Here is an 18,588-nt window from a genome sequence, read left to right as displayed (position 1 = left end):
CGCGACCCCGGGGTGTCCTACGTACGGTGCGTGGCGACAGCCGGCTCGTGAGCGGGTGCCGGGACCTCGCCCGACGCGTTCCATTCGCGGCGGACGAGCAGTGTGCCGATCACACACGCGACGCCCGTCAGGACGAATCCGTACCAGGGGGTGGCCCCGGAGGGATGGGTCTCGTACACGAGCGCGGCCGACAGCACGGTCAGCACCCTGCCCGTGCGGCCGTACGGCGCGGTGGCGGCGATCACCGTCGTACCCCAGAGCAGGTACCACGGCTGCACCATCGGAGAGAGCGCGACCAGTGCCAGCAGAGCCAGCCCGAGGGCGTGGGCCGGATCCAGCGCGGGAGCGGGGTGTGCGGCAGGGTCCGGCCCCGGGGTACGGGCGGAGTCCGATGACCGGGCGGGGACCGGGCCAGGAGCCTGGTCCGGGCGGCCGCGTACCGTCCGCCAGGCCAGGCAGGCGGTCAGTACGAGCGCCACCCCCAGCCCCAGATTCCGCACGGCGTCCTTGACCGGGTCCGGGTCGGTGCCCACGAGGAGGTGCAGCAGTTCACCGAGGCCGAGACCGAGATCGCTGGTGGCCGACAGCGCGGTATGAATGGTGCCCGCGACGCTCTGGGTCCGGAGCCAGCCGAAGCCGGTGCCGCCGAGCAGCGACGCCACGAGAGCGACCGCCACCGCGACCAGGCCGGGCGCGAGCCCCTTCGCCACCCGTCGTACGAGCGGGCCGGTCGCCGCCCTGCCGACGAGCACGCCGATGAACAGCAGCGCCATCCCCGCAGGGGACTTGACCATCATGGCGAGCCCCACGAGCGCGCCGCCCGCGATCCATCCGCCGCGCAGGGCGAGCACCACGCCCGCCAGCATGAGACCGATCATCAGCCCGTCGTTGTGCATGCCGCCGACCACATGCATGAGCAGCAGCGGGTTGAGCGCGCCGAGCCACAGCGCGCCGCTCTCGCTCGTTCCGCGCTCCCGCGCGAGCCGGCGCAGAGCCCACACGATCAGCACCAGCGCGGCCACGGCGATGAGGCGCATCCCCAGCACGGCGGGGACGATGGTCCCGCCCGTCGCCCAGGTCACGGCGCGCGCGAGGATCAGGAAGAACGGACCGTACGGCGCGGGGGCTTCGGTCCAGTTCCCTCCGACGCTCGCGGCGGCGTCGCCGCCGAGTCCCGCGGGGTCGAGGACGGACGGCCCCGCGCCGTAGACGTCGTGTCCTTCGAGGACCATCGCGCCCTGGGCGATATAGCTGTACACGTCGGCGCTGTAGAGCGGCGGCGTCAGCGCGAGCGGCGTCGCCCACCAGACGAGGGTGACGAGCGTATGGCGCGTGGAGGCCCCGGTTCTGCCGTACCGCCACCAGGCGACGACCAGCAGCGTCAGCCCGACGTAGGCCAGGACGGCGCCGGCCACGCTCACCGCGGACCCGTGGGACACCCAGAGCCCCCACGGATCACGGGCCGGCAGCGTACCGGCGACCCAGCCGCCGGCCGCGGCCGCGACGGAGCCTGCCGCGCCCAGCCGTCGGTATCCACCGGCGTTCAATGCCCACATGACCAGCCAACCTACCGAACCGGTCCGCGGCCCGTGTGCCGGGGAGACCGTCCGCGACCGACCGCCCGAGTTCCTCGGCGGCGCCCCGCTGGACACCCTCGACTCGCTTTCGGCGAACGGGCGTTCCAGGGCGCCGCGCGCTTCCCTCTCCACGGAGCCCGGAATATCGGCACCGGGCGGGCGGCGCGCCCCCTTGCCCGCGGGCCGACCGGAAAACGACGGCGTATTGAACCACTCGACTCGGCATGCGCAGGGGGGCGATCCGAACACAATCGCCTCACCGAACACCGGCCGTTTCGGGCGGCTCAGGGCCGCCCTCGGTACGAAGCCCGCTGGAGCAGGGCCAGTTCGGGGATGTCTCACCCAAACGGAACGCCAGGCTCGACCATCGACGGCACCCGGCCGACCTTTCGGTATCTTTCCATCGTCGTCAGAGAAATCTTTACGCACCGTGGCGCACACTCGTCGCGCGCTGGCGTGATACCTGGCATGGAACGACGAGAACGAGCCAAGTTTCAGGGCTAACGCATCTGACGTGTCGTGCCGCACCCTCTTACCTACGAGTAAGGCGTCACTATCGCTAGGTACGTAGGATCGGCCCCGGGGGGACGCGTTCCACGCGCCCGCTCCCCCGGTCGCATGAGAAAGGCAACGGGCGACAATTGCAGATCAATCTTCTGGGACCGCTGGAAGTAATCGATGACGGGGTTCAGGTCCGGATACCGGGAGAGAAGTTACGCTCAATACTGGCAGCCCTCTCGTTATCAGTGGGCCGCTCCGTCTCACGCGGTGAACTCATCGACGAGCTCTGGGGCGAAGAGCCACCGAACAGCGCCGAGAATTCACTGCACGGCCATATCGCCCGGCTGCGCCGGGTACTGGTCGCACACGGTGGGAAGGCAGCCCTGCGCAATGTCATACAGACGTCGCCGACCGGATACGTCCTCGAACTGACCGAGGAGAACGTCGACGCTTCCCGGCTCCTCCATCTGGTTTCCCGGGCCGACGCGGCATGCACCCACAATCCCCAAGAGGCCGTCGATCTGCTGAACGAGGCGGTTTCCTTATGGCGCGGCCCGGCGCTGATCGACGCCGGGCACGGAATGATCTGTCAAGTGGCCTACACCCAGCTGGAAGAGGTCAGACTGGGAGCCTACGAAAGGCTTTTCGACATCCGGCTCCGACTGGACCACCCCCGGGCCGTCATCCCCGGGCTGGAACAACTGCACGCCAAGTACCCGCTCCACGAGCGCTTCTGTGAGCAGCTCATCACCGCGCTGTACCTGTCGGGACGGCAGGCCGACGCCCTCAACACCTACCACCGCACCCGCGAGTACCTGTCGCAGCATCTGGGACTCCAGCCCGGACACGGACTGAGAGACAGGTTCCAGGACATCCTCCGGCAATCTTCCCATCTGTCCATATCGGGGGCCGGGGAAGAGGTCATACCGATTTCGTGACCCGCAGGATCTGCCAGATGGCTCCCAGCCTGGCCCGCCCGTGGAACGCCAGATACTCGGGAAGCACCAGTTGGGGGCCCCACTTCTCCTTGTAGGCGAGCTGGCTGGCCGCGGGATAGACCTTGTCACCGTGGTCGGCCAGCAGCCGCATGATCCTGCGTGTGGCCCCGCTCGCCCCGGCCGGATCGTGCTCCTCGGACAGTCCGGTGAACGGCGTGAAGCCGAAGTGCAGCCATTCCGCGCCCTCCTGACGGAACGTCTCCAGCGCGGTGAGGTTGATCGCCTCCATCACACCGGGAGGCGCGTCCGGGAGCCGACGGCTCAGATCGTGCAACCACCCGGGGCGCGAGCCGTACGCGGGCGAGTACGAGATATACGCGATGGGCACCCCGTCGAGCCGGCCCAGCATCAACCGGCGCGCGTGCTGCACGGGCCCGCCCAACTCGCCGACCAGGAACTCGATCTCCTTGACATGACGGCCCTTGCTCCGCAGCCAGGCGCCGTCGATACCGGCGATTTCCGCCGCGCACTCCTCGTGGGAGACCTCCGTCACCTCCAGCCCGCTGCGCCGCGCCCGGGAGATTTTGTTGCGGAGTTTCATGAAGCGCGTTCCGCGCAGGGCGAAGTCGGGCAGCCGCACCGAGTACGACGAGCCCACCTGATTGACCGTGAAACCACATCGTTCGTAGAGCTCGACGTCCGATGTGAGGACCTGTACGGCGACGACCTTGCGGCGCCGCCGGCGCGCGTGCGCGAGGAAGGCCCGCAGCAACGCCTCCCGTTGTTCCGGTGGGGCGTAGACGCCGCCGAACTGGATCAGATACGCGCCCGCCTCGCGATAGGCGACGACTCCGTCCGTCGCCGGATCGGTGAAGTACGCGTTACCGGAGTTCAGCGCGAGGAAGGCGCTGGGGTTGTCGCCGTCCTTACGGAGCCTTTCCAGGACGTCGAGTACTTCTTCGTCGGATACCTCTCCGCTGCGCGTGGTCATCTCACTCCCGTTGCCTGAGGCGTCGAGTTTCCGGGCCGGGTGCCCGGGGACATGCTCCTCACACTCTCTTCCATTTCCCTGAAACGGCCGTCTCAGCGGCGTCTCAGTGCCGTCTCAGTGCCGTCTCCGTGGATTTTCAGGGCGCTCTGTGAGGGTGATAGCCGCCACTTGGAACTGCGAACATTCCCATCGACCGATGGGAAGTGGAGAGCGGAGGGGCTGCGTGAGCAGCGATATCGCGACGCCTTCGGCGTCAGGAAAAGAAGATTCCGGAGCACCTCGTCCGGAAATCCCCACCTACCTTTCCCTCATTGACGGAAAGGCCGTTCCGAGCGGGGCCTGGGTATACGTGGTCGACTCGGACGCCCTGCTCGACGACGCCTTTTCGACGCTCACCATGAAGCGAAAGCTGGAGAGCGGCCGCATTTCCGCCGAGAATCTGCCGGCCACCATCGTCGGCCGGGTGGCGAGAGCGGACCGCCAGACCACGGATCTGGCGATCGAGGCGGCGGCCGCGGCCGCCGTGCCCTGGGCGGCGTTCCCCCCGGAGACCCGGATCGAACAGTTCGGCACCCTGCTGTACCGCAGGCTCGCCGAGCAGGCCGAGCGGATCACCGAGGTTCTCGTCCAGGAGGGACACCCGCTGGCGCTCGCCCGTTGGCAGGTGTCCGGGGCGCTTGAGGTCTTCGGGCCCGAGTCGCTGGGCTTCTACCGGAGCCAGATGCTCCAGGAGTACCGGCACGGCGAGCGGACGATCTCGGTGCGCCGCCGCCCCGACGGGGTGGTCTGCCTCAATCCCCCGCAGAACGCCCCGCTCTCCAGCGCGCTGCTCGGTGTGACCGCGATCATGGCAGGCAACTCCCTCGTCGTACGGGCGCCGCGCAGCGCCCCGCTGGGCGTCATGTACGTACTGCAGGAAGTCGTGGCGCCGGTACTGGCGGAGCTGGGTGCTCCCCCGGGCACCCTCGGCGTGGTGTGCGGGGACCCGGCTCCCATGCTGGACGCCTGGCTGGAGAGCCCGCTCGTCGACGACATCATGTACTTCGGCAGCAGCGAGAACGGGATGCGCTTCCAGGAGCGCTGTATCGCGGCGGGCAAGAAGCCGATCCTCGAACTGGCCGGCAACGACGTGGTGCTGGTGTGGAAGGACGCCGACCTGGACCTGGCGGCCGAGGCCATCACGGAGAGCTTCTACGGCTCGGGCCAGCTGTGCATGATCCCCAACCAGGTGGTGGTCCACCCGGACGCCCGCGACGAACTGGTCGCCCTGCTGGCCGAGAAGGCCGCGCGGATCAGGCCCGGCCGCTCGTCGCAGGAGGGCGTCCTGCTCACTCCGGTGCTGCGCAACGAGAAGTTCTTCTCGTGCCTGCGCGACGCACTCGACCGGGGCGCGGAGCTGGTCTGCGGCGGACATGCGATCCAGGAGGACGGAACCCGCGACACAGCCGGGATCTTCCTCGAACCCACGGTGGTGCTGGTACAAGGGCTTGAGCAGGCCAGGGAGGTCCAGGCGGTCCGCGAGGAGACGTTCTTCCCGCTGCTGCCGGTGATCGTGGCCGAGCCCGCCCCCGACGATGTTCTGCTGGACCGGTTCATCGACTTCGTCAACAGCAACGCCTACGGGCTGCGGAACTCGGCGTGGGCCCGGGACCCCGAGGTGGTCGACCGGATCGTGACCCGGATCACCCAGGGCGGGCTGCTCAAGGTGAACGACTCCCACATCGGGTTCCTGCCCTATCTGCCGACCCACGGCGGGACCGGCCTCACCGGGGGCGTGTTCGGCGAGGCCAACTACCCGATTCTGCGCACCTCCCATATCCAGGGCGTGAGCGTCGCCTCCGGCGCGCGTCCCTCCGAAGCGGTGTTCGGCGCCTGGCAGGCCCTCCAGGCCGCCGCCAACGGCTGACCGCACCGCGAAACCGTCGCGCCACCACACCAGAACGCCAAGAACGCCAGAACGAACGACAGAACAGAGGGGGATCCATGCGCTCGTTGGAAGCCGCACGCGAGACGTGCGAAGCATTCCTGCCCGGCCTGCTCGATCAGCTCTCCGGCACCCCGCTGGAGGAACTGGAAGCACCGAAGAACCCCGCGCTCGACCAGTTCCGCGCGGCCGGCGGCCCGGGTCTGGTCATCCCCAAGACCTATGGCGGGGCGGGCGCCGATCCGCTCCAGGCACTCGCCGTGGTCCAGGCCCTGGCCTCCCGGGCGCCGTCCCTGGCGATCGCCACCACGATGCACCACTTCTCGGTCGCGACCCTGTTCACCCTGGCCGACTCCATCCAGAGCAGCGGCATGGAATGGGCGCTGCTCGAAGGGATCGCGGAACAGCGGCTGCTGGTCGCCTCGGGCTTCGCGGAGGGCCGGCCCGGCCGGGGCATCCTCTCGCCGATGATGTCGGCGTCGAAGGCGGACGGCGGCTATGTGATCAACGGCTCCAAGAAGCCGTGCAGTCTGTCGCACTCCATGGACCTGCTCACCGCCAGCGTGGCGCTGCCGGCCGACAGCGGTGAGCCGAGGATGGCCGTGCTGCTGATTCCCCGGGAGACCGAGGGGCTCAGCGTCCATCCCTTCTGGGGAAGCCGGACGCTCGCGGGCGCGGAGAGCGACGAGGTGCGGCTCACGGACGTCCTGGTCGACGAGCAGTTGCTGATGCGCACCGATCCGCGGGGCGACGCCGGGAATCTGGACGATCTCCAGACCGTGGGCCTGATCTGGTTCGAACTGCTCATCTCCGCCTGTTATCTCGGCATCGTCAGCGCGCTGGTCGAGCGGGTCGTCGACGGGGGCCGGGGCAGCGACTCCGACCGCGCCCGGGTGCTCACGCGACTGGAGACGGCCGCCCTGCTGCTTGACGGCACTGCCCGGATGATCAGGGACGGCGAGACCGGCAACGCGGCGCTGGCCCGCACGCTCGTCGCCCGCTACGCCGCCCAGGACGCGCTGGGGGACGCGCTGAACCAGGCCGTCGAACTGCTCGGCGGCACGGCCTTCATGTCCTCCTCCGACGTGGCCTACCTGGCCGGCGCCGCGCACGGTCTGTCGTTCCATCCGCCGTCGCGGTCGAGCTTCACCGGTCCGTACCTCGACCACGTCGCGGGCCATCCGCTGCGCCTGACCTGATGAGGGAGATCCATGACATCCATGACATCGGCGTCCACGCTGCCACCGAGCGTGCCTCCGGCCGCGCCGCCGGACACCCCCGCCACCGCGCCCGCCCTCGGGCGTGAGGAGCTGGGGGGGCTGTACCGGGCCCGGCTCAGCAAGGGCCGGGCGACCCTCGGCGAACTGTTCGGCGGGCACATCGAGGTGGCCTCGGAAGGTGCCTGGGTCACCACCTCGACCGGCGAACGCTTCCTGAACTGCGGTGGATACGGCGTCTTCCTGATGGGCGCCCGGCATCCCACCGTCATCCGGCATGTCGCCGAGCAGCTGGCCACCCACCCCGTCGCCACCCGGCTCTTCCTCGAACCGCAGGTCGCGCTGGCCGCCGACGCCCTGGTGTCGGTGGCGCCGCGAGGACTTGAGCGGGTGCACTTCGCCGGTTCGGGGGCGGAGGCGGCCGAAACGGCCATCAAGCTGGCCCGTACCCGGGGCCATCACCGGCTGATCGCCATGGAGAACGGCTATCACGGCAAGACCATGGGCGCGCTCAGCCTCACCGGCAAGAGCGTCTTCCAGGACCCGTTCCGGCCGCTGCTGCCGGAGACCAGCCATGTGCCGTACGGCGACGCCGCCGCTCTCGAATCCCTGCTGGCGACGGTGCCCGGCGAGGCGTGTGTGTTCGTCGAGCCCGTGCAGGGCGAGGCCGGTGTGGTGCTTCCGCCCGCGGGCTATCTGCGCGCGGTGCGGGAACTGTGCGACCGGTACGGGGCCTTCCTCGTGCTGGACGAGATCCAGACCGGTCTGGGCCGGCTGGGCTCCTGGTGGGGCGCCGACCGGGAGGACATCGCCCCCGATGTGCTGCTCGTCGGCAAGGGGCTCAGCGGGGGCGTCGTACCGGTGTCGGCCGTCGTCGCCACCCGCGAGGCGTTCAGGGCCTTCGACCGGGACCCGTATCTGCACACCTCCACGTTCTCCGGGGCGCCGCTGGCGATGGCCGCCGTACGCGGGGCGCTCGCGGCGATGCACGAGGACGATCTCGTGACCCGCTCCCGCGATCTCGGCGCCGAGATCCTCCCGGAGCTGGCACGTATCGTCCGGTCGCACTACGGCGACGCCGTGCGTGAGGTGCGGGGCCAGGGGCTGCTGCTGGGGATCGAGTTCGCCGGTCCCGGTCCCGCCGGCGATCTGCTGATCGAGCTGATCATGAACGGCGTCATCGCCAACCACTCCCTCAACTCCCATCTGGTCCTGCGCTTCACCCCGCCGGCGGTCCTGACCAGAAGCGACCTGGACTTCTTCTACGAGGCGGTCGACCGCGCGTGCCGCGCGCAGGGCGCCCGGTACGCACCCACAGCGGAAGGTGACACGATCCATGCGTAGCGTGCAAGTGAGGGTCCGCGTCCACGGCGTGGCCGCGGAGGCGGCTTTCGACCAGGTCGGCGCGTTCAGCCGGTACTCCGAATTCACCGAGGTCATCCGTTCGGTGACATCCCGTCGGGAGTCGGGTACGGAGGAGGTCAGCGACTGGGAGGTCTACTTCCGTAACGGCGTCCTGTGCTGGACCGAGGCGGACCGGTTCGACCGGGACGCCCTGACCATCACCTTCGAGCAGATCGACGGTGACTTCGCGGAGTTCGCCGGTGTGTGGCGGCTCGTCGCGGACGGCGAGGACTGCGTGGTCGACTTCAGCGCCGAGTTCGACTTCGGTATCCCCAGCCTCGCGGGGATTCTCGACCCGGTCGCGGAGCGGGTCTTCAAGGAGACCATCGCCCGTGTCGTCATCAGCCTCTTCGCGGGCAACGCCTCGGTGGTCGGCGACGAGGCGGTCGCCCGCGCCGTCGCCGAGGTGACGGCCGCGCCCGTCGTCGCCGCGTCGGGATCCCACTGATGGACGGCAAGAACCTCTTCGAGACGCGGACCACCTACCGGCTGATCCGGCTGGAGTACGGGCTCGGCCTGGTGATCGCCGCGGCCTTCTTCTTCACCCATCTCGACGAGGTCAGATGGCTCCCCGCGATCGGGCTGTTCGCGTATATCGACCTCATCGGCTACATACCGGGGGCGATCGCCTACCACCGCAGCCCGTCCAAGCGGATTCACCGGGCGTACTACGTGCTCTACAACGTCATGCACAGCCTGGTCACCCAGACGCTGGTGGTGCTCGTGTGGATCTGGCTGTGGGGCCCCGAATGGGCGCTGCTGGTCATCCCCATCCATCTGTTCGGCGACCGCGCGCTGTTCGGCAATTTCCTCAAGCCCTTCGCGCTGGACTTCGAACCGGTGGCCCATCCCGCCTACTCCCGCTTCACCGACCAGTTCGACGCCGCGTCGGCCGCGCGCCCCGGACCCGCCGACGGTGTCGCCGGTGTGGCCACCGCCTCCCGGCAGCCGCAGGGCGGCTGACGCGCCCGCCGGCGCCGGACACCCGCACACCCACGAACGCTCACGCTCCGGAAGGGAACCCCTCATGGAAGACGTCTACCAGCGCCTGCTGGAACTGCTGACCAGCACCTTCGGCCTGGACCCCGAGAGCATCGAACCGACCAGCACGCTCAGCGCACTCGAACTCGACTCCCTCGCGCTCGTGGAGCTGTCCGTCGCCGCCCAGGAGGAGTTCGACGTACCGCTCGAAGACAGCGAGCTGGGCCCCGAGTCGACCGTCGGCCAGGCCGCCGAGCTCATCTCGGGCAAACTGGCCACCGTCTGATGGGCCGTCCACGGACGACGGCCCCGGCAGCGGCACCGTTCGACGCCGCGATCACCGGAGTCGGCATGGTCACCGCCGCCGGGGTCGGCGTGGAGCGGAGCTGGGAGCGGATCCGCGCCGGGGCCGGTACGGCGGCGACCGACGTACCGGCGCTGGCCGGCATCCCCGCCGACTTCGCGTGCGCCGTCACCGATTTCGACCCCGGCGGGCTCATCGAACGCAAACAGGCGTGGCGGCTGGACCGCAGCAGCCAGCTCGCGCTGGTCGCCGCCCACGAGGCGGTCACCGACTCCGGCCTCGACATGGACTCCTGGGACGCCACCAGGGTCGGTGTCATCCTCGGCAACGGCATCGGCGGCGCCGCCACCTGGGAGAAACAGCACAAGGTGCTGCTGGAACGCGGGCCGCGCAAGGTCTCCCCACTGCTCGTCCCCATGCTGTCGCCCAATATGTGCGCGGGATACGTGTCCATGATGCTCGGCGCCCGGGGACCCAGTCTGGTCACGGCGACGGCCTGCGCCTCCGGGACCACGGCCGTGGGCATGGCGCGCGAACTGCTGCGCTCAGGGGCCTGTGACGTGGTGATCACCGGGGGCACCGAGGCGCCCCTGGTCCCCTCGCTGATCACGGGTTTCGGCCAGATGCGGGCCCTGGCCGGCCGGCGCGACGAACTGTCCGCCACCTCCCGTCCCTTCGACGCCGACCGGGACGGCTTCGTGCCGGCCGAGGGCGCGGCCGTACTCGTCCTGGAGCGCGCCGAGGACGCCAGGGCGCGCGGAGCCACCGTCCGGGCCATGGTCAGCGGGTACGGCGCCGCCGCCGACGCGTACCACGCGACCGCTCCTGATCCGGACGGCGGGGGCGCCGAACTCGCCGTGCGCGCCGCGCTGCGCGACGCCGGGGTCGGCCCCGGCGAGGTGGACCATGTCAACGCGCACGGCACGGCGACGGTACTCAACGACGCCACCGAGGCCCGCATGATCCGCCGGGTCCTCGGGGAGCGGCCCGCCGTCACCTCCGTCAAGGGTGTGGTGGGCCACTCCCTGGCCGCCGCCGGGGCCATCGAGGCGGTGGTGACGGCGCTGACCCTCCAGGAGGGACACATCCCGCCGACCGCCAATCTGGAGAGTCTGGACCCGGAACTGGAACTGGACATGGTGTTCAAGGCAGGGCGCGATGTGCGCGCCGAGGTGGCCGTCAGCAACTCCTTCGGATTCGGCGGTCAGAATGCCGTACTGCTGTTCACCAGGGCCTGACCGGTCCGTGGTCGGCACCGGCCGTGGGCGCGGCGGCCGTCCGGGCGCCGAGTGCGCGCACCACGGCGGCGGCCGCGACCGCGTGGCCGAGGCTGTTCGGCCGCGCCCGGTCGCGGCTCCACACGGCAGCCACCTCGGTGTCGGAGTAGTGGGAGGCGAGGTCGATGTAGAGCGTGCCATGGCGCAGGGCGACTGCTCTGGCCTGTTCGGACACCCTTTTCTGCTGTTCGGCCACCTGTTCCCGGCGGCCGGCCGGCAGCCCGGGCCAGCCGGCCACCTGGTAGGAGCCGAGCAGCGCCACGTCGTACCCGGCGTCGCGCAACGGTGTGACGATCCTCACCAGTTCGGCGGTCAGTCCGTTCACGGCGAGCGTCTCGTCCGTTGGGTACGCGGTGCCGCAGCAGACCAACGCGAGGTCGCCCCGGAAGGCGAGCGCGGCCGGGAGCTGCCCGGAGCGCACCTGCGCGGCGCGCAGTTCCCGCCGGCCGAGGAGGTTGAGGTACGCGAAGCCCTCGGCGGCGTCGCCCAGGGCCGTCGCGACCCTGTCGTACCAGGGCCTCGGTCCGTACCCCTCGACCTGTTCCGCGGCCCGCTCCAGCGCGATGTCGCCCAGCACCACCAGGCGGCGCCAGGGGGCCCCGGCGAGGAGCCTTCCGGCCTCGCCGGGCCGCAGGCACCGGGGGTCCGCCCCCTCCCGGACAAGGGACATTCGCCGGCCGGTCGTGTCGCTCATGGTGTTCCCCTCCTTCCGAACCCTTCCTTGCTGCCCGCTTCGATTCCGGTCCACTCCCGCGATGTGCCCACGTCCGGGGCGCGACGAGCGGTCTCAGGAAGATCTCAGCGCGATCTCAGGATGCTGCGGCAGCATCGGTCGAGCAGCGGGAGCGGCCGGAGCGGCGGCCACCTCGCGCGCGAGGCCGGGAGAGGTACCCGAAGTGGTCCAACGGGGTTCCGGGGCAACCCGGATCGGGTCGCCGGACAGGCATCGGCCCTCGCAGGTTCGAATCCTGCCCTCTCCGCCGACCGTCCGATGCCGTGCCGCGGCGCCGCCCCCGTGGGTGAGGGGACCGCGCCCAGGGCCGTCGGGCAGACGGGACACCGGTGTACCGCTCCAGGTACGCGCCATGGCCCGCGTACCCATTCCCGGAAGTCGCCGGGCCCGCCCTCCGGGGCCGGCGGCCCATTCCGTGGCACCACCCGAGACGTTGCGATCCGCGAAGGGAAGTCCGGATGATCGACAAACTGCTGAAGAGGCCGCTGGAGTTGGTGGAGGACAACTTCCGGCAGCCGAACGGGCGCGCCGGTCGGCTGATCGGCCATGTGATGGCGAAGCAACACCGTACGCTCACCGTGTGGGCGATCGAGCACATGGAGGTACGGCGCTCCCAGCGTGTGCTGGACATCGGCTGTGGCGGCGGAATGGCCGTCAAGCTGCTGTCGGAGCAGGCGAGTCAGGGGTTCGTCGCCGGAGTGGACTACTCCGCGGAGATGGTCCGTCAGTCGGTGCTCCGCAATGTCGACGGCGTCGCCGCGGGACGGGTGGAGCTCAAGCAGGGCGACGCGGGCGCGCTGCCGTACGGCGACGCGTCCTTCGACCAGGTCAGCGCCATCGAGACGTTCTACTTCTGGCCCGACCCGATGCAGGGGCTCAGCGAGGCGTACCGGGTGCTCAAGCCCGGCGGGCAGGTGTCGATCACCCTGGAGATGAGCCGGGAGGCCGCCGAGAAACCCACGGCGAAACAGCGTTACCTCGGGCGGCGGTTCACCGAACGGTCGGAGCGCGAGGGCCTGCGCATCCTCTCGGGGGCCGATCTGACGGAGATGCTGGGCAAGGCCGGTTTCCGGGAGGCCCGGTATGTCGCGGAGCCGACCCGCTCGTTCGGCTGGGTCTGCGCCCTGGCGCGGAAGTGAAGGGGAGGGACCCTCGAATGACGGCAACACGCTCCGCCGCCGGCGCACCGTCCCTGTCCGGGGCGTCGGCCCCCTCGGCGCCCGAGGCGCGCGGGCTGCCCGTGCTGGGCAGTGTGCTGGACTTCCGCAAGGACATCCTGGACGCCATGCACCAGGGCTGGCGCGACCACGGCGATCTGGTCCGCTACCGACTCGGTCCGGTCGTCGTCCACGGCGTCTCCAGCCCCGAGCTGGCCGGTGAGGTCCTTACCGACAGCGCCACCTACGGCAAGCTCGGCCCGGACAACCCGCTCCGGCTGATCCTCGGGGAGGGGCTGCTCACCAGCGACGATCACGAGAGCTGGATGCGCAACAGGCGCATGATGCAGCCCATTTACACCAAACAGGCGATCGCGCGCATGTTTGACTCGATGTCCGAGTCGACCGCGAATCAGGTCACCCACATGGCCGCGACGTATCGCAGCGGCGATGTGGTCGATGTGCACGAGGAGATGATGCGGGTCACGCTCGACATCGTCAGCCGGTGCATGTTCAGCACCGATGTCGAGCAGACCAGGGACGGCATCAGCCCGGAGGCCGTCGACGTCGCCATCAACTACGCCTTCGACCGTCTGCAGAACCCCTTCAGCCCGCCCACCGAGTGGCCCACACCGCGCAACCGCCGCTTCCAGGAGGTGATGAAGGGGATCGACGAGATGACGTACGGGATCATCGCGGAGCGCCGCAAGGCGGCCGCCGACGGTGTCTCCCGGGGCGACGGGCCGCCCGATCTGCTCGACATGATGCTGGACGTACGGGACGCCGACACCGGCGAGGGCATGAGCGACCGCGAGGTGCGCGACGAGGTCATCACCACCTTCGGCGCCGGGCACGAGACCACCGCGATCACTCTCACCTGGGCCTTCTATCTGCTCTCCGGCAATCGCGCGGCGATGCGCCGGGTGCAGGACGAGGTGGACGAGGTCCTCGGCGACCGTATGCCCACCATGGACGACCTGGCGGCCATGCCGTACGCGCTCCAGGTCTTCGAGGAGGCGCTGCGGCTGTACCCGTCCGCGCCGATCGTCCCCAGGCTGGTGCTCAAGGACACCGTGCTGGGTGGCCACAGCGTGCCGGCCGGCTCACGGCTGCTGGTCAATCTCTACAACATCCACCGCCATGAGCGGCACTGGACCGATCCGGAGCGCTTCGATCCGGATCGCTTCTCCCCCGAGGGCAAGAAGGGCCGGCACCGCTTCGCGCACATGCCCTTCGGCGCGGGTCCCCATCTCTGCATAGGCAAGCACTTCGCCCTGATGGAGGCACATCTGCTGCTCGCCGCCCTGGTACGGCGGTACGAGTTCCGGCACGTGCCCTCACACCGGGTGGTCAACCAGGCCTCGATCACCCTGCGGCCGCGCTACGGGATGTCGATGACCGCGCACGCGCGTACGGGAGCGTCCGGCGCTCCGTAAGGGTGGCGCACCGGCGCCGGGCGCCACCACGGGCACGGCGCGGCACAGCACAGCGCACAGCAAGTACCGGTATCGGATGGGAAGACGGACCCGATGAACTTGGACCCCAGCACAGCGGACGCGGAGCGCCTGAACTGGACGCAGTACCGTCCGGGCCAGGAGGCCGGCCATTACGAGAGCTTCTACCAGCGGGGCAACCACCCGACGGAACCCCGGGCCTTCTGGATCCGGTACACGATCTTCAGTCCCGCCGGCATGCCCGAGGCCGCCATCGGTGAACTGTGGGCCATTTACTTCGACGGGACGACCGGCCGTCATGTGGTGGCCAAGGAGGAGTACCCGATCTCCGAGTGCCACTTCAGCCCCGACTCGTTCAGCGCCCGGGTGCATGACCGGGTCCTGGAGGCGGGCGCCCTGAAGGGCGAGGCGGCCGGTACCAACGGTCATATCGGCTGGGACCTGACGTACGAGGGCTCGGAACCGCCGCTGCTCCTGCTGCCGCCGGGCATGTACACCGGAAGTTTCCCCAAGGCGAAGAGCCTGGTCGGGGTCCCGCTGTCGACCTACAGCGGCAAGCTGACGGTCGATGGCGAGACGATCGATGTCGACGGCTGGACCGGCAGCCAGAACCACAACTGGGGCAGTCGGCACACCGATCACTACGCCTTCGGTCAGGTGGCCGGGTTCGACGAGCACCCGGACAGCTTCCTGGAGATCGTCACCGGCCGTACGAAGCTGGTGGGCCCGGTGAAGACTCCCAAGATCACTTTCCTGGTGCTCCGCCACGAGGAGCGGGAGTACTCCTTGTCCGCGCCCCGGCAGGCGCTCAAGGCCAAGGCCGACTTCGGCTACTTCTACTGGGACTTCACCAGTTCCGACGAGACCGTCGCCATCCGGGGCCGCTTCACCGCGGCGCCCGAGGATTTCGTCGGACTCAACTACTACAACCCTCCCGGTGGCATCAAGCACTGCCTGAACACCAAGATCGGCAGGTGTGAGCTGGAGATGGTCAACAAGGCGACCGGCAAGCGCCGGCGTCTCACCACGAGCAACCGCGCGCTGCTGGAGATTCTGACGGACGACCGTGAACACGGAATCGCGATCCGCGCATGAGAGACCGTCACGACCCGGCCCGCGAGGGACCTGTGGAGGAGTCTCCTGGCGGGTCGCGGTTGCCGACGCGGCTGTCCCGCGTGACCAGTCGTCACCGGGGGCCGCTCGCCGTCCTGTGGCTGCTGCTGCTCGTGGTCGCCGGCTGGCTGGCCGCCCCGCTGCCCGGTCTGCTCAGTGGCGGCGGGTGGTACGTGCCGGGCTCGGGCTCCGCCGTCGCCGCCGAGCGGCTCACCGACGGGTTCGACGGGCGCGGCGCCTCCTCCCTGACCCTGGTGATCAAGGACACCCGGTACCGGGCCGGCGATCCGGCGTTCGAGACGCGGGTACGGGACGCCGCCGAGGCCGTCCTCCGGGACGACGGCCTCAAGGCCACGGGCGGCTACGGATACACCACGCTCACCGGGGACCGGGCGCGCGCCGCCTTCCTCGGCGACGACGACCGCACCGCGCTGGTCCGGGTCGGCTCCGAGCTGGACGACGGCACCGCCCGCCGCCTGCTGCCCGACATCCAGGACAGGCTCAGCCAGGAGTACGAGCCGCGGGGACTGCGGGTGTCCCTGGTGAGCCAGGCCGCGCTGTGGGGCGAGGTGAACCATCTGAGCGAACGCGGGCTGATCCTCGCCGAGTTGGTCACCCTGCCACTGATCCTCCTGGTCCTGCTGCTGCTCTTCCGCAGCGTGGCCGCCGCGCTCGCCGCCCTGCTGGTCGGCGTCACCTCGGTGGTCTTCGCCCTCGCGGTGCTCGCGCTCGTCGCCCGGCAGACCGAGCTTTCGGTGTTCGTGCAGAACGCCGCCACGATGCTCGGTCTCGGCGTGGGCGTGGACTATTCGCTGTTCATGATCATGCGTTTCAAGAGTGAGCTGCCTCCCGGTGGCGGGCCGCTCTCCCGGCAGGACCGCGAGCGCGCGCTCGCGCGGACGCTGCGTACCTCGGGCGAGACCGTCGTGGCCTCGGGCATCACCATCGTGGCCGCCATGTCCACCCTCTTCCTGGTGGATCTGAGCGTCATCCAGTCGATGGCTCTCGGCGTCGTGGTGGTGGTCGCCTTCTCCGTGCTCACCAGTGTGCTGCTGCTGCCCGTACTGCTGCATCTGCTGGGATCGCGGATCGAGTGGGGCCGGATCGGCCGCCGCGGGGCGGGCACCGCCCGGTCCGGTGGCGGCTGGGTCGCCGTGACCCGCGCGGTCATGCGCCGCCCGGTGCTGTTCCTGGTCGTCGGTGTCGCGGCACTGACCGCGCTCGCCGTCCCCGCCGTGCGCCTGGACACCTTCACCCCGGATGCCCGGGTCGTACCGGCGGACGCCGCGGTGCGCCAGGGGTACGACACGGCCAGGGACGAGTTCGGGGTCGGCAGCGCCGCCCCGATCCAGGTGGTCGTCGAGTCGGGCGACCCCCTCCAGCGGCGCTCCGACGCGGACGTGGCGCGGCTGCTGCGGTTCCACGACAGCGTCGCCGGACTGCCCGGGGTGGTACGGACCGACTCGGCGATCGACACGCTCCGCCAGGCCGGCCGGGACCGGCCGTTCGCGGTCCTGACCTCGCTGGACCGGCTGCCCGCCGACGCCCGTGGCACGGTCGGGCACTTCGTGTCCCGGGACGGCAGGACCGCGCTCATCGAGGTGGTGGGCGACGACACCGCCTCCTCCGACTCGGTGCGGGACCTGCTCACGTCCGTACGCGCCGAGGCCGCCGCACTCACGGCCGGCGGCGGAGGCTGGCGGGTGAACGTCGGCGGGGAGACCGCCGAGGGCGTCGACGCGAACAAGGTGATCGAGGACAGGCTGGTGCCGGTCATCGCGACCATGCTCGCCGTCATCTATCTGCTGCTGCTTCTGACCTTCCGCTCCCTGTTCCTGCCGCTCAAGGCGATCGCCATGAACCTGCTCTCCGTGGGCGCCACCTACGGGGTGCTGGTCCTGGTCTTCCAGGACGGGCTGGGAAGCGGGCTGTTCGGCTTCGACGTGGACGGCCACCTCACCAACTTCGTCCCCGTACTGCTGGTCACCCTGCTGTTCAGCCTCAGCACGGACTACGAGGTCTTCCTGCTCAGCCGGGTCCGCGAGGACTACCTCGCCACCGGGGACGACATCGGCAGCGTGGCGCGAGGCATGTCCGCCACGATGCCGCTGATCTCCGGCGCGGCGGTCCTCATGGTCGCGGTCTTCGCGGCGTTCGCGTTCACCGGCATCCTGCCCATGCAGCAGCTGGGCCTGGGCATGGCCCTGGCGATCGCGCTCGACGCGACCGTCATCCGGCTCCTGATCGTCCCGGCGTCCATGCGTCTGATGAGCCGCTGGAACTGGTGGCTGCCCGGCCGTGAGCGCGCCCCGGGACCCGCCTTCGCCGGTCAGGGCACCACCGACGACACACCCGTATCCGTACCGGCCGAAAGTACGGTCAGCATGAAAGGAACGACCCCGTAGTGACCGACCAGACCGCCTCGATACCACCGGAGTCCGACTCCCTCTCACGGATATCCGAGAGCATCGTCATCCGCGTGCCGCCGGAGACCGCCTACGCGGCGGTCAGCGATGTGGCGCGGATGGGTGAGTGGAGCCCGGAGTGCCGTGGCGCGTGGATCATCGGACGGGGCGGCCCGGCCAGGCCGGGCATGCGCTTCATCGGGCGCAACCGTGCCCGCTGGCTGCCGTGGCCCACCCTGTGCCGGGTGGTCGAGGCCGAACCCGGCCGCGCCTTCGCCTTCCATGTGAGTTTCCTCGGTATCGCGGTGGCGGGCTGGTCGTACCGCTTCACGCCGTTGCCCGAGGGATGCGAGGTGCGGGAGGAGTGGCGGGACCGCCGCTCCGGCCCGTTCGGCATGCTGCTCACGGCCGTCACCCCGCTGGTGACCGGTGTCGTACGCCGCAGAGCCCGCAACAGGGCGACGATGCGCACCACGCTCGTCGCGCTGCGGGACGCCCTGGAGTCGGGCCACTAGGGCCTGTCCGGTCGATCTTCGCGGATAAGCCCGCGGCGTCTGGTGCCGTGCATCGCAAGGCGGAGGATCGCCCATGTACTGGACGTACTTGGGCGAC

General features: G+C 70.0%; 16 protein-coding genes and 1 tRNA gene. 14 read left to right on the top strand and 3 right to left on the bottom strand.

All coding sequences use genetic code 11. The annotated features are described in order from the left end of the window. Positions 1–17: 17 nt before the first annotated feature. Entirely contained in the window at positions 18–1,556 is a 1,539-nt protein-coding gene (mptB, locus tag ABTZ59_RS31495; RefSeq protein ID WP_351421026.1) for a polyprenol phosphomannose-dependent alpha 1,6 mannosyltransferase MptB, read from the bottom strand. Positions 1,557–2,218: 662 nt separating this feature from the next. On the opposite strand from mptB, the gene ABTZ59_RS31490 reads away from it, so the two are divergent. Further along, positions 2,219–3,016: an AfsR/SARP family transcriptional regulator gene (locus tag ABTZ59_RS31490; RefSeq protein WP_351421023.1), complete on the top strand. Its 798-nt coding sequence runs from the start codon at positions 2,219–2,221 to the stop codon at positions 3,014–3,016. Here the strand turns inward: ABTZ59_RS31490 and ABTZ59_RS31485 are convergent. Beyond that, on the bottom strand, positions 3,000–4,007 hold the full coding sequence (locus ABTZ59_RS31485; protein WP_351421020.1) for a bifunctional lysylphosphatidylglycerol flippase/synthetase MprF: 1,008 nt from the start codon (positions 4,005–4,007) through the stop codon (positions 3,000–3,002). The two genes, ABTZ59_RS31490 and ABTZ59_RS31485, sit on opposite strands and share 17 nt — an antisense overlap. Positions 4,008–4,203: 196 nt before the next feature. Between ABTZ59_RS31485 and ABTZ59_RS31480 the strand changes: the two genes are divergently transcribed. The 7 genes from ABTZ59_RS31480 to ABTZ59_RS31450 all read left to right on the top strand — a co-directional run bounded on the left by ABTZ59_RS31480 (position 4,204) and on the right by ABTZ59_RS31450 (position 11,075). After that, on the top strand, positions 4,204–5,913 hold the full coding sequence (locus ABTZ59_RS31480) for an aldehyde dehydrogenase family protein (RefSeq protein WP_503003792.1): 1,710 nt from the start codon (positions 4,204–4,206) through the stop codon (positions 5,911–5,913). Positions 5,914–5,990: 77 nt separating this feature from the next. Continuing rightward, a complete protein-coding gene (locus tag ABTZ59_RS31475; protein ID WP_351421013.1) occupies positions 5,991–7,130 on the top strand; it encodes an acyl-CoA dehydrogenase family protein in 1,140 nt (379 codons plus the stop codon). Between the two features lie 21 nt (positions 7,131–7,151). After that, complete coding sequence (locus ABTZ59_RS31470; protein WP_503003794.1) at positions 7,152–8,492, top strand: aspartate aminotransferase family protein; 1,341 nt, start codon at positions 7,152–7,154, stop codon at positions 8,490–8,492. Continuing rightward, positions 8,485–9,000 (top strand): type II toxin-antitoxin system RatA family toxin, encoded by a 516-nt coding sequence (locus tag ABTZ59_RS31465; RefSeq protein WP_351421006.1) that lies wholly within the window; start codon positions 8,485–8,487, stop codon positions 8,998–9,000. The genes ABTZ59_RS31470 and ABTZ59_RS31465 overlap by 8 nt, the downstream gene beginning before the upstream one ends. Then, complete coding sequence (locus ABTZ59_RS31460) at positions 9,000–9,515, top strand: hypothetical protein (protein WP_351421003.1); 516 nt, start codon at positions 9,000–9,002, stop codon at positions 9,513–9,515. Before ABTZ59_RS31465 ends, ABTZ59_RS31460 begins: the two co-directional genes overlap by 1 nt. A 64-nt stretch (positions 9,516–9,579) precedes the next feature. Next, entirely contained in the window at positions 9,580–9,819 is a 240-nt protein-coding gene (locus tag ABTZ59_RS31455; RefSeq protein WP_351420999.1) for an acyl carrier protein, read from the top strand. Beyond that, entirely contained in the window at positions 9,819–11,075 is a 1,257-nt protein-coding gene (locus ABTZ59_RS31450) for a beta-ketoacyl-[acyl-carrier-protein] synthase family protein (RefSeq protein WP_351420995.1), read from the top strand. The genes ABTZ59_RS31455 and ABTZ59_RS31450 overlap by 1 nt, the downstream gene beginning before the upstream one ends. Here the strand turns inward: ABTZ59_RS31450 and ABTZ59_RS31445 are convergent. Then, on the bottom strand, positions 11,062–11,808 hold the full coding sequence (locus ABTZ59_RS31445; RefSeq protein WP_351420989.1) for a GDSL-type esterase/lipase family protein: 747 nt from the start codon (positions 11,806–11,808) through the stop codon (positions 11,062–11,064). The two genes, ABTZ59_RS31450 and ABTZ59_RS31445, sit on opposite strands and share 14 nt — an antisense overlap. Before the next feature lie 187 nt (positions 11,809–11,995). Here ABTZ59_RS31445 and ABTZ59_RS31440 point away from each other — a divergent pair. The 6 genes from ABTZ59_RS31440 (at position 11,996) to ABTZ59_RS31415 (ending at position 18,491) form a co-directional block, all read left to right on the top strand. After that, positions 11,996–12,094 (top strand) — tRNA-OTHER (locus tag ABTZ59_RS31440). A 211-nt stretch (positions 12,095–12,305) separates the two neighbouring features. After that, a complete protein-coding gene (locus ABTZ59_RS31435) occupies positions 12,306–12,986 on the top strand; it encodes a class I SAM-dependent methyltransferase (protein WP_351420986.1) in 681 nt (226 codons plus the stop codon). Between the two features lie 17 nt (positions 12,987–13,003). Then, positions 13,004–14,440 carry a cytochrome P450 gene (locus ABTZ59_RS31430; RefSeq protein ID WP_351420983.1) on the top strand — a complete coding sequence of 479 codons (1,437 nt, stop codon included), beginning with the start codon at positions 13,004–13,006 and terminating at the stop codon, positions 14,438–14,440. 93 nt (positions 14,441–14,533) lie between these two features. Continuing rightward, entirely contained in the window at positions 14,534–15,553 is a 1,020-nt protein-coding gene (locus tag ABTZ59_RS31425) for a hypothetical protein (RefSeq protein ID WP_351420978.1), read from the top strand. An 80-nt stretch (positions 15,554–15,633) separates the two neighbouring features. After that, positions 15,634–17,976 (top strand): MMPL family transporter, encoded by a 2,343-nt coding sequence (locus ABTZ59_RS31420; RefSeq protein WP_351420975.1) that lies wholly within the window; start codon positions 15,634–15,636, stop codon positions 17,974–17,976. Then, the gene (locus ABTZ59_RS31415; protein ID WP_351420969.1) at positions 17,976–18,491 is read left to right on the top strand and encodes an SRPBCC family protein; all 516 of its coding nucleotides are present in this window, start codon (positions 17,976–17,978) and stop codon (positions 18,489–18,491) included. Before ABTZ59_RS31420 ends, ABTZ59_RS31415 begins: the two co-directional genes overlap by 1 nt. The last annotated feature ends 97 nt before the right edge of the window (positions 18,492–18,588 follow it).

The organism is Streptomyces sp. NPDC094034 (genome assembly GCF_040303865.1).
In the GTDB taxonomy this organism is placed as follows: Bacteria; Actinomycetota; Actinomycetes; order Streptomycetales; family Streptomycetaceae; genus Streptomyces.
Note: the sequence above shows the minus strand (reverse complement) of the source record. Positions and strands in the feature narration are given on the sequence as shown.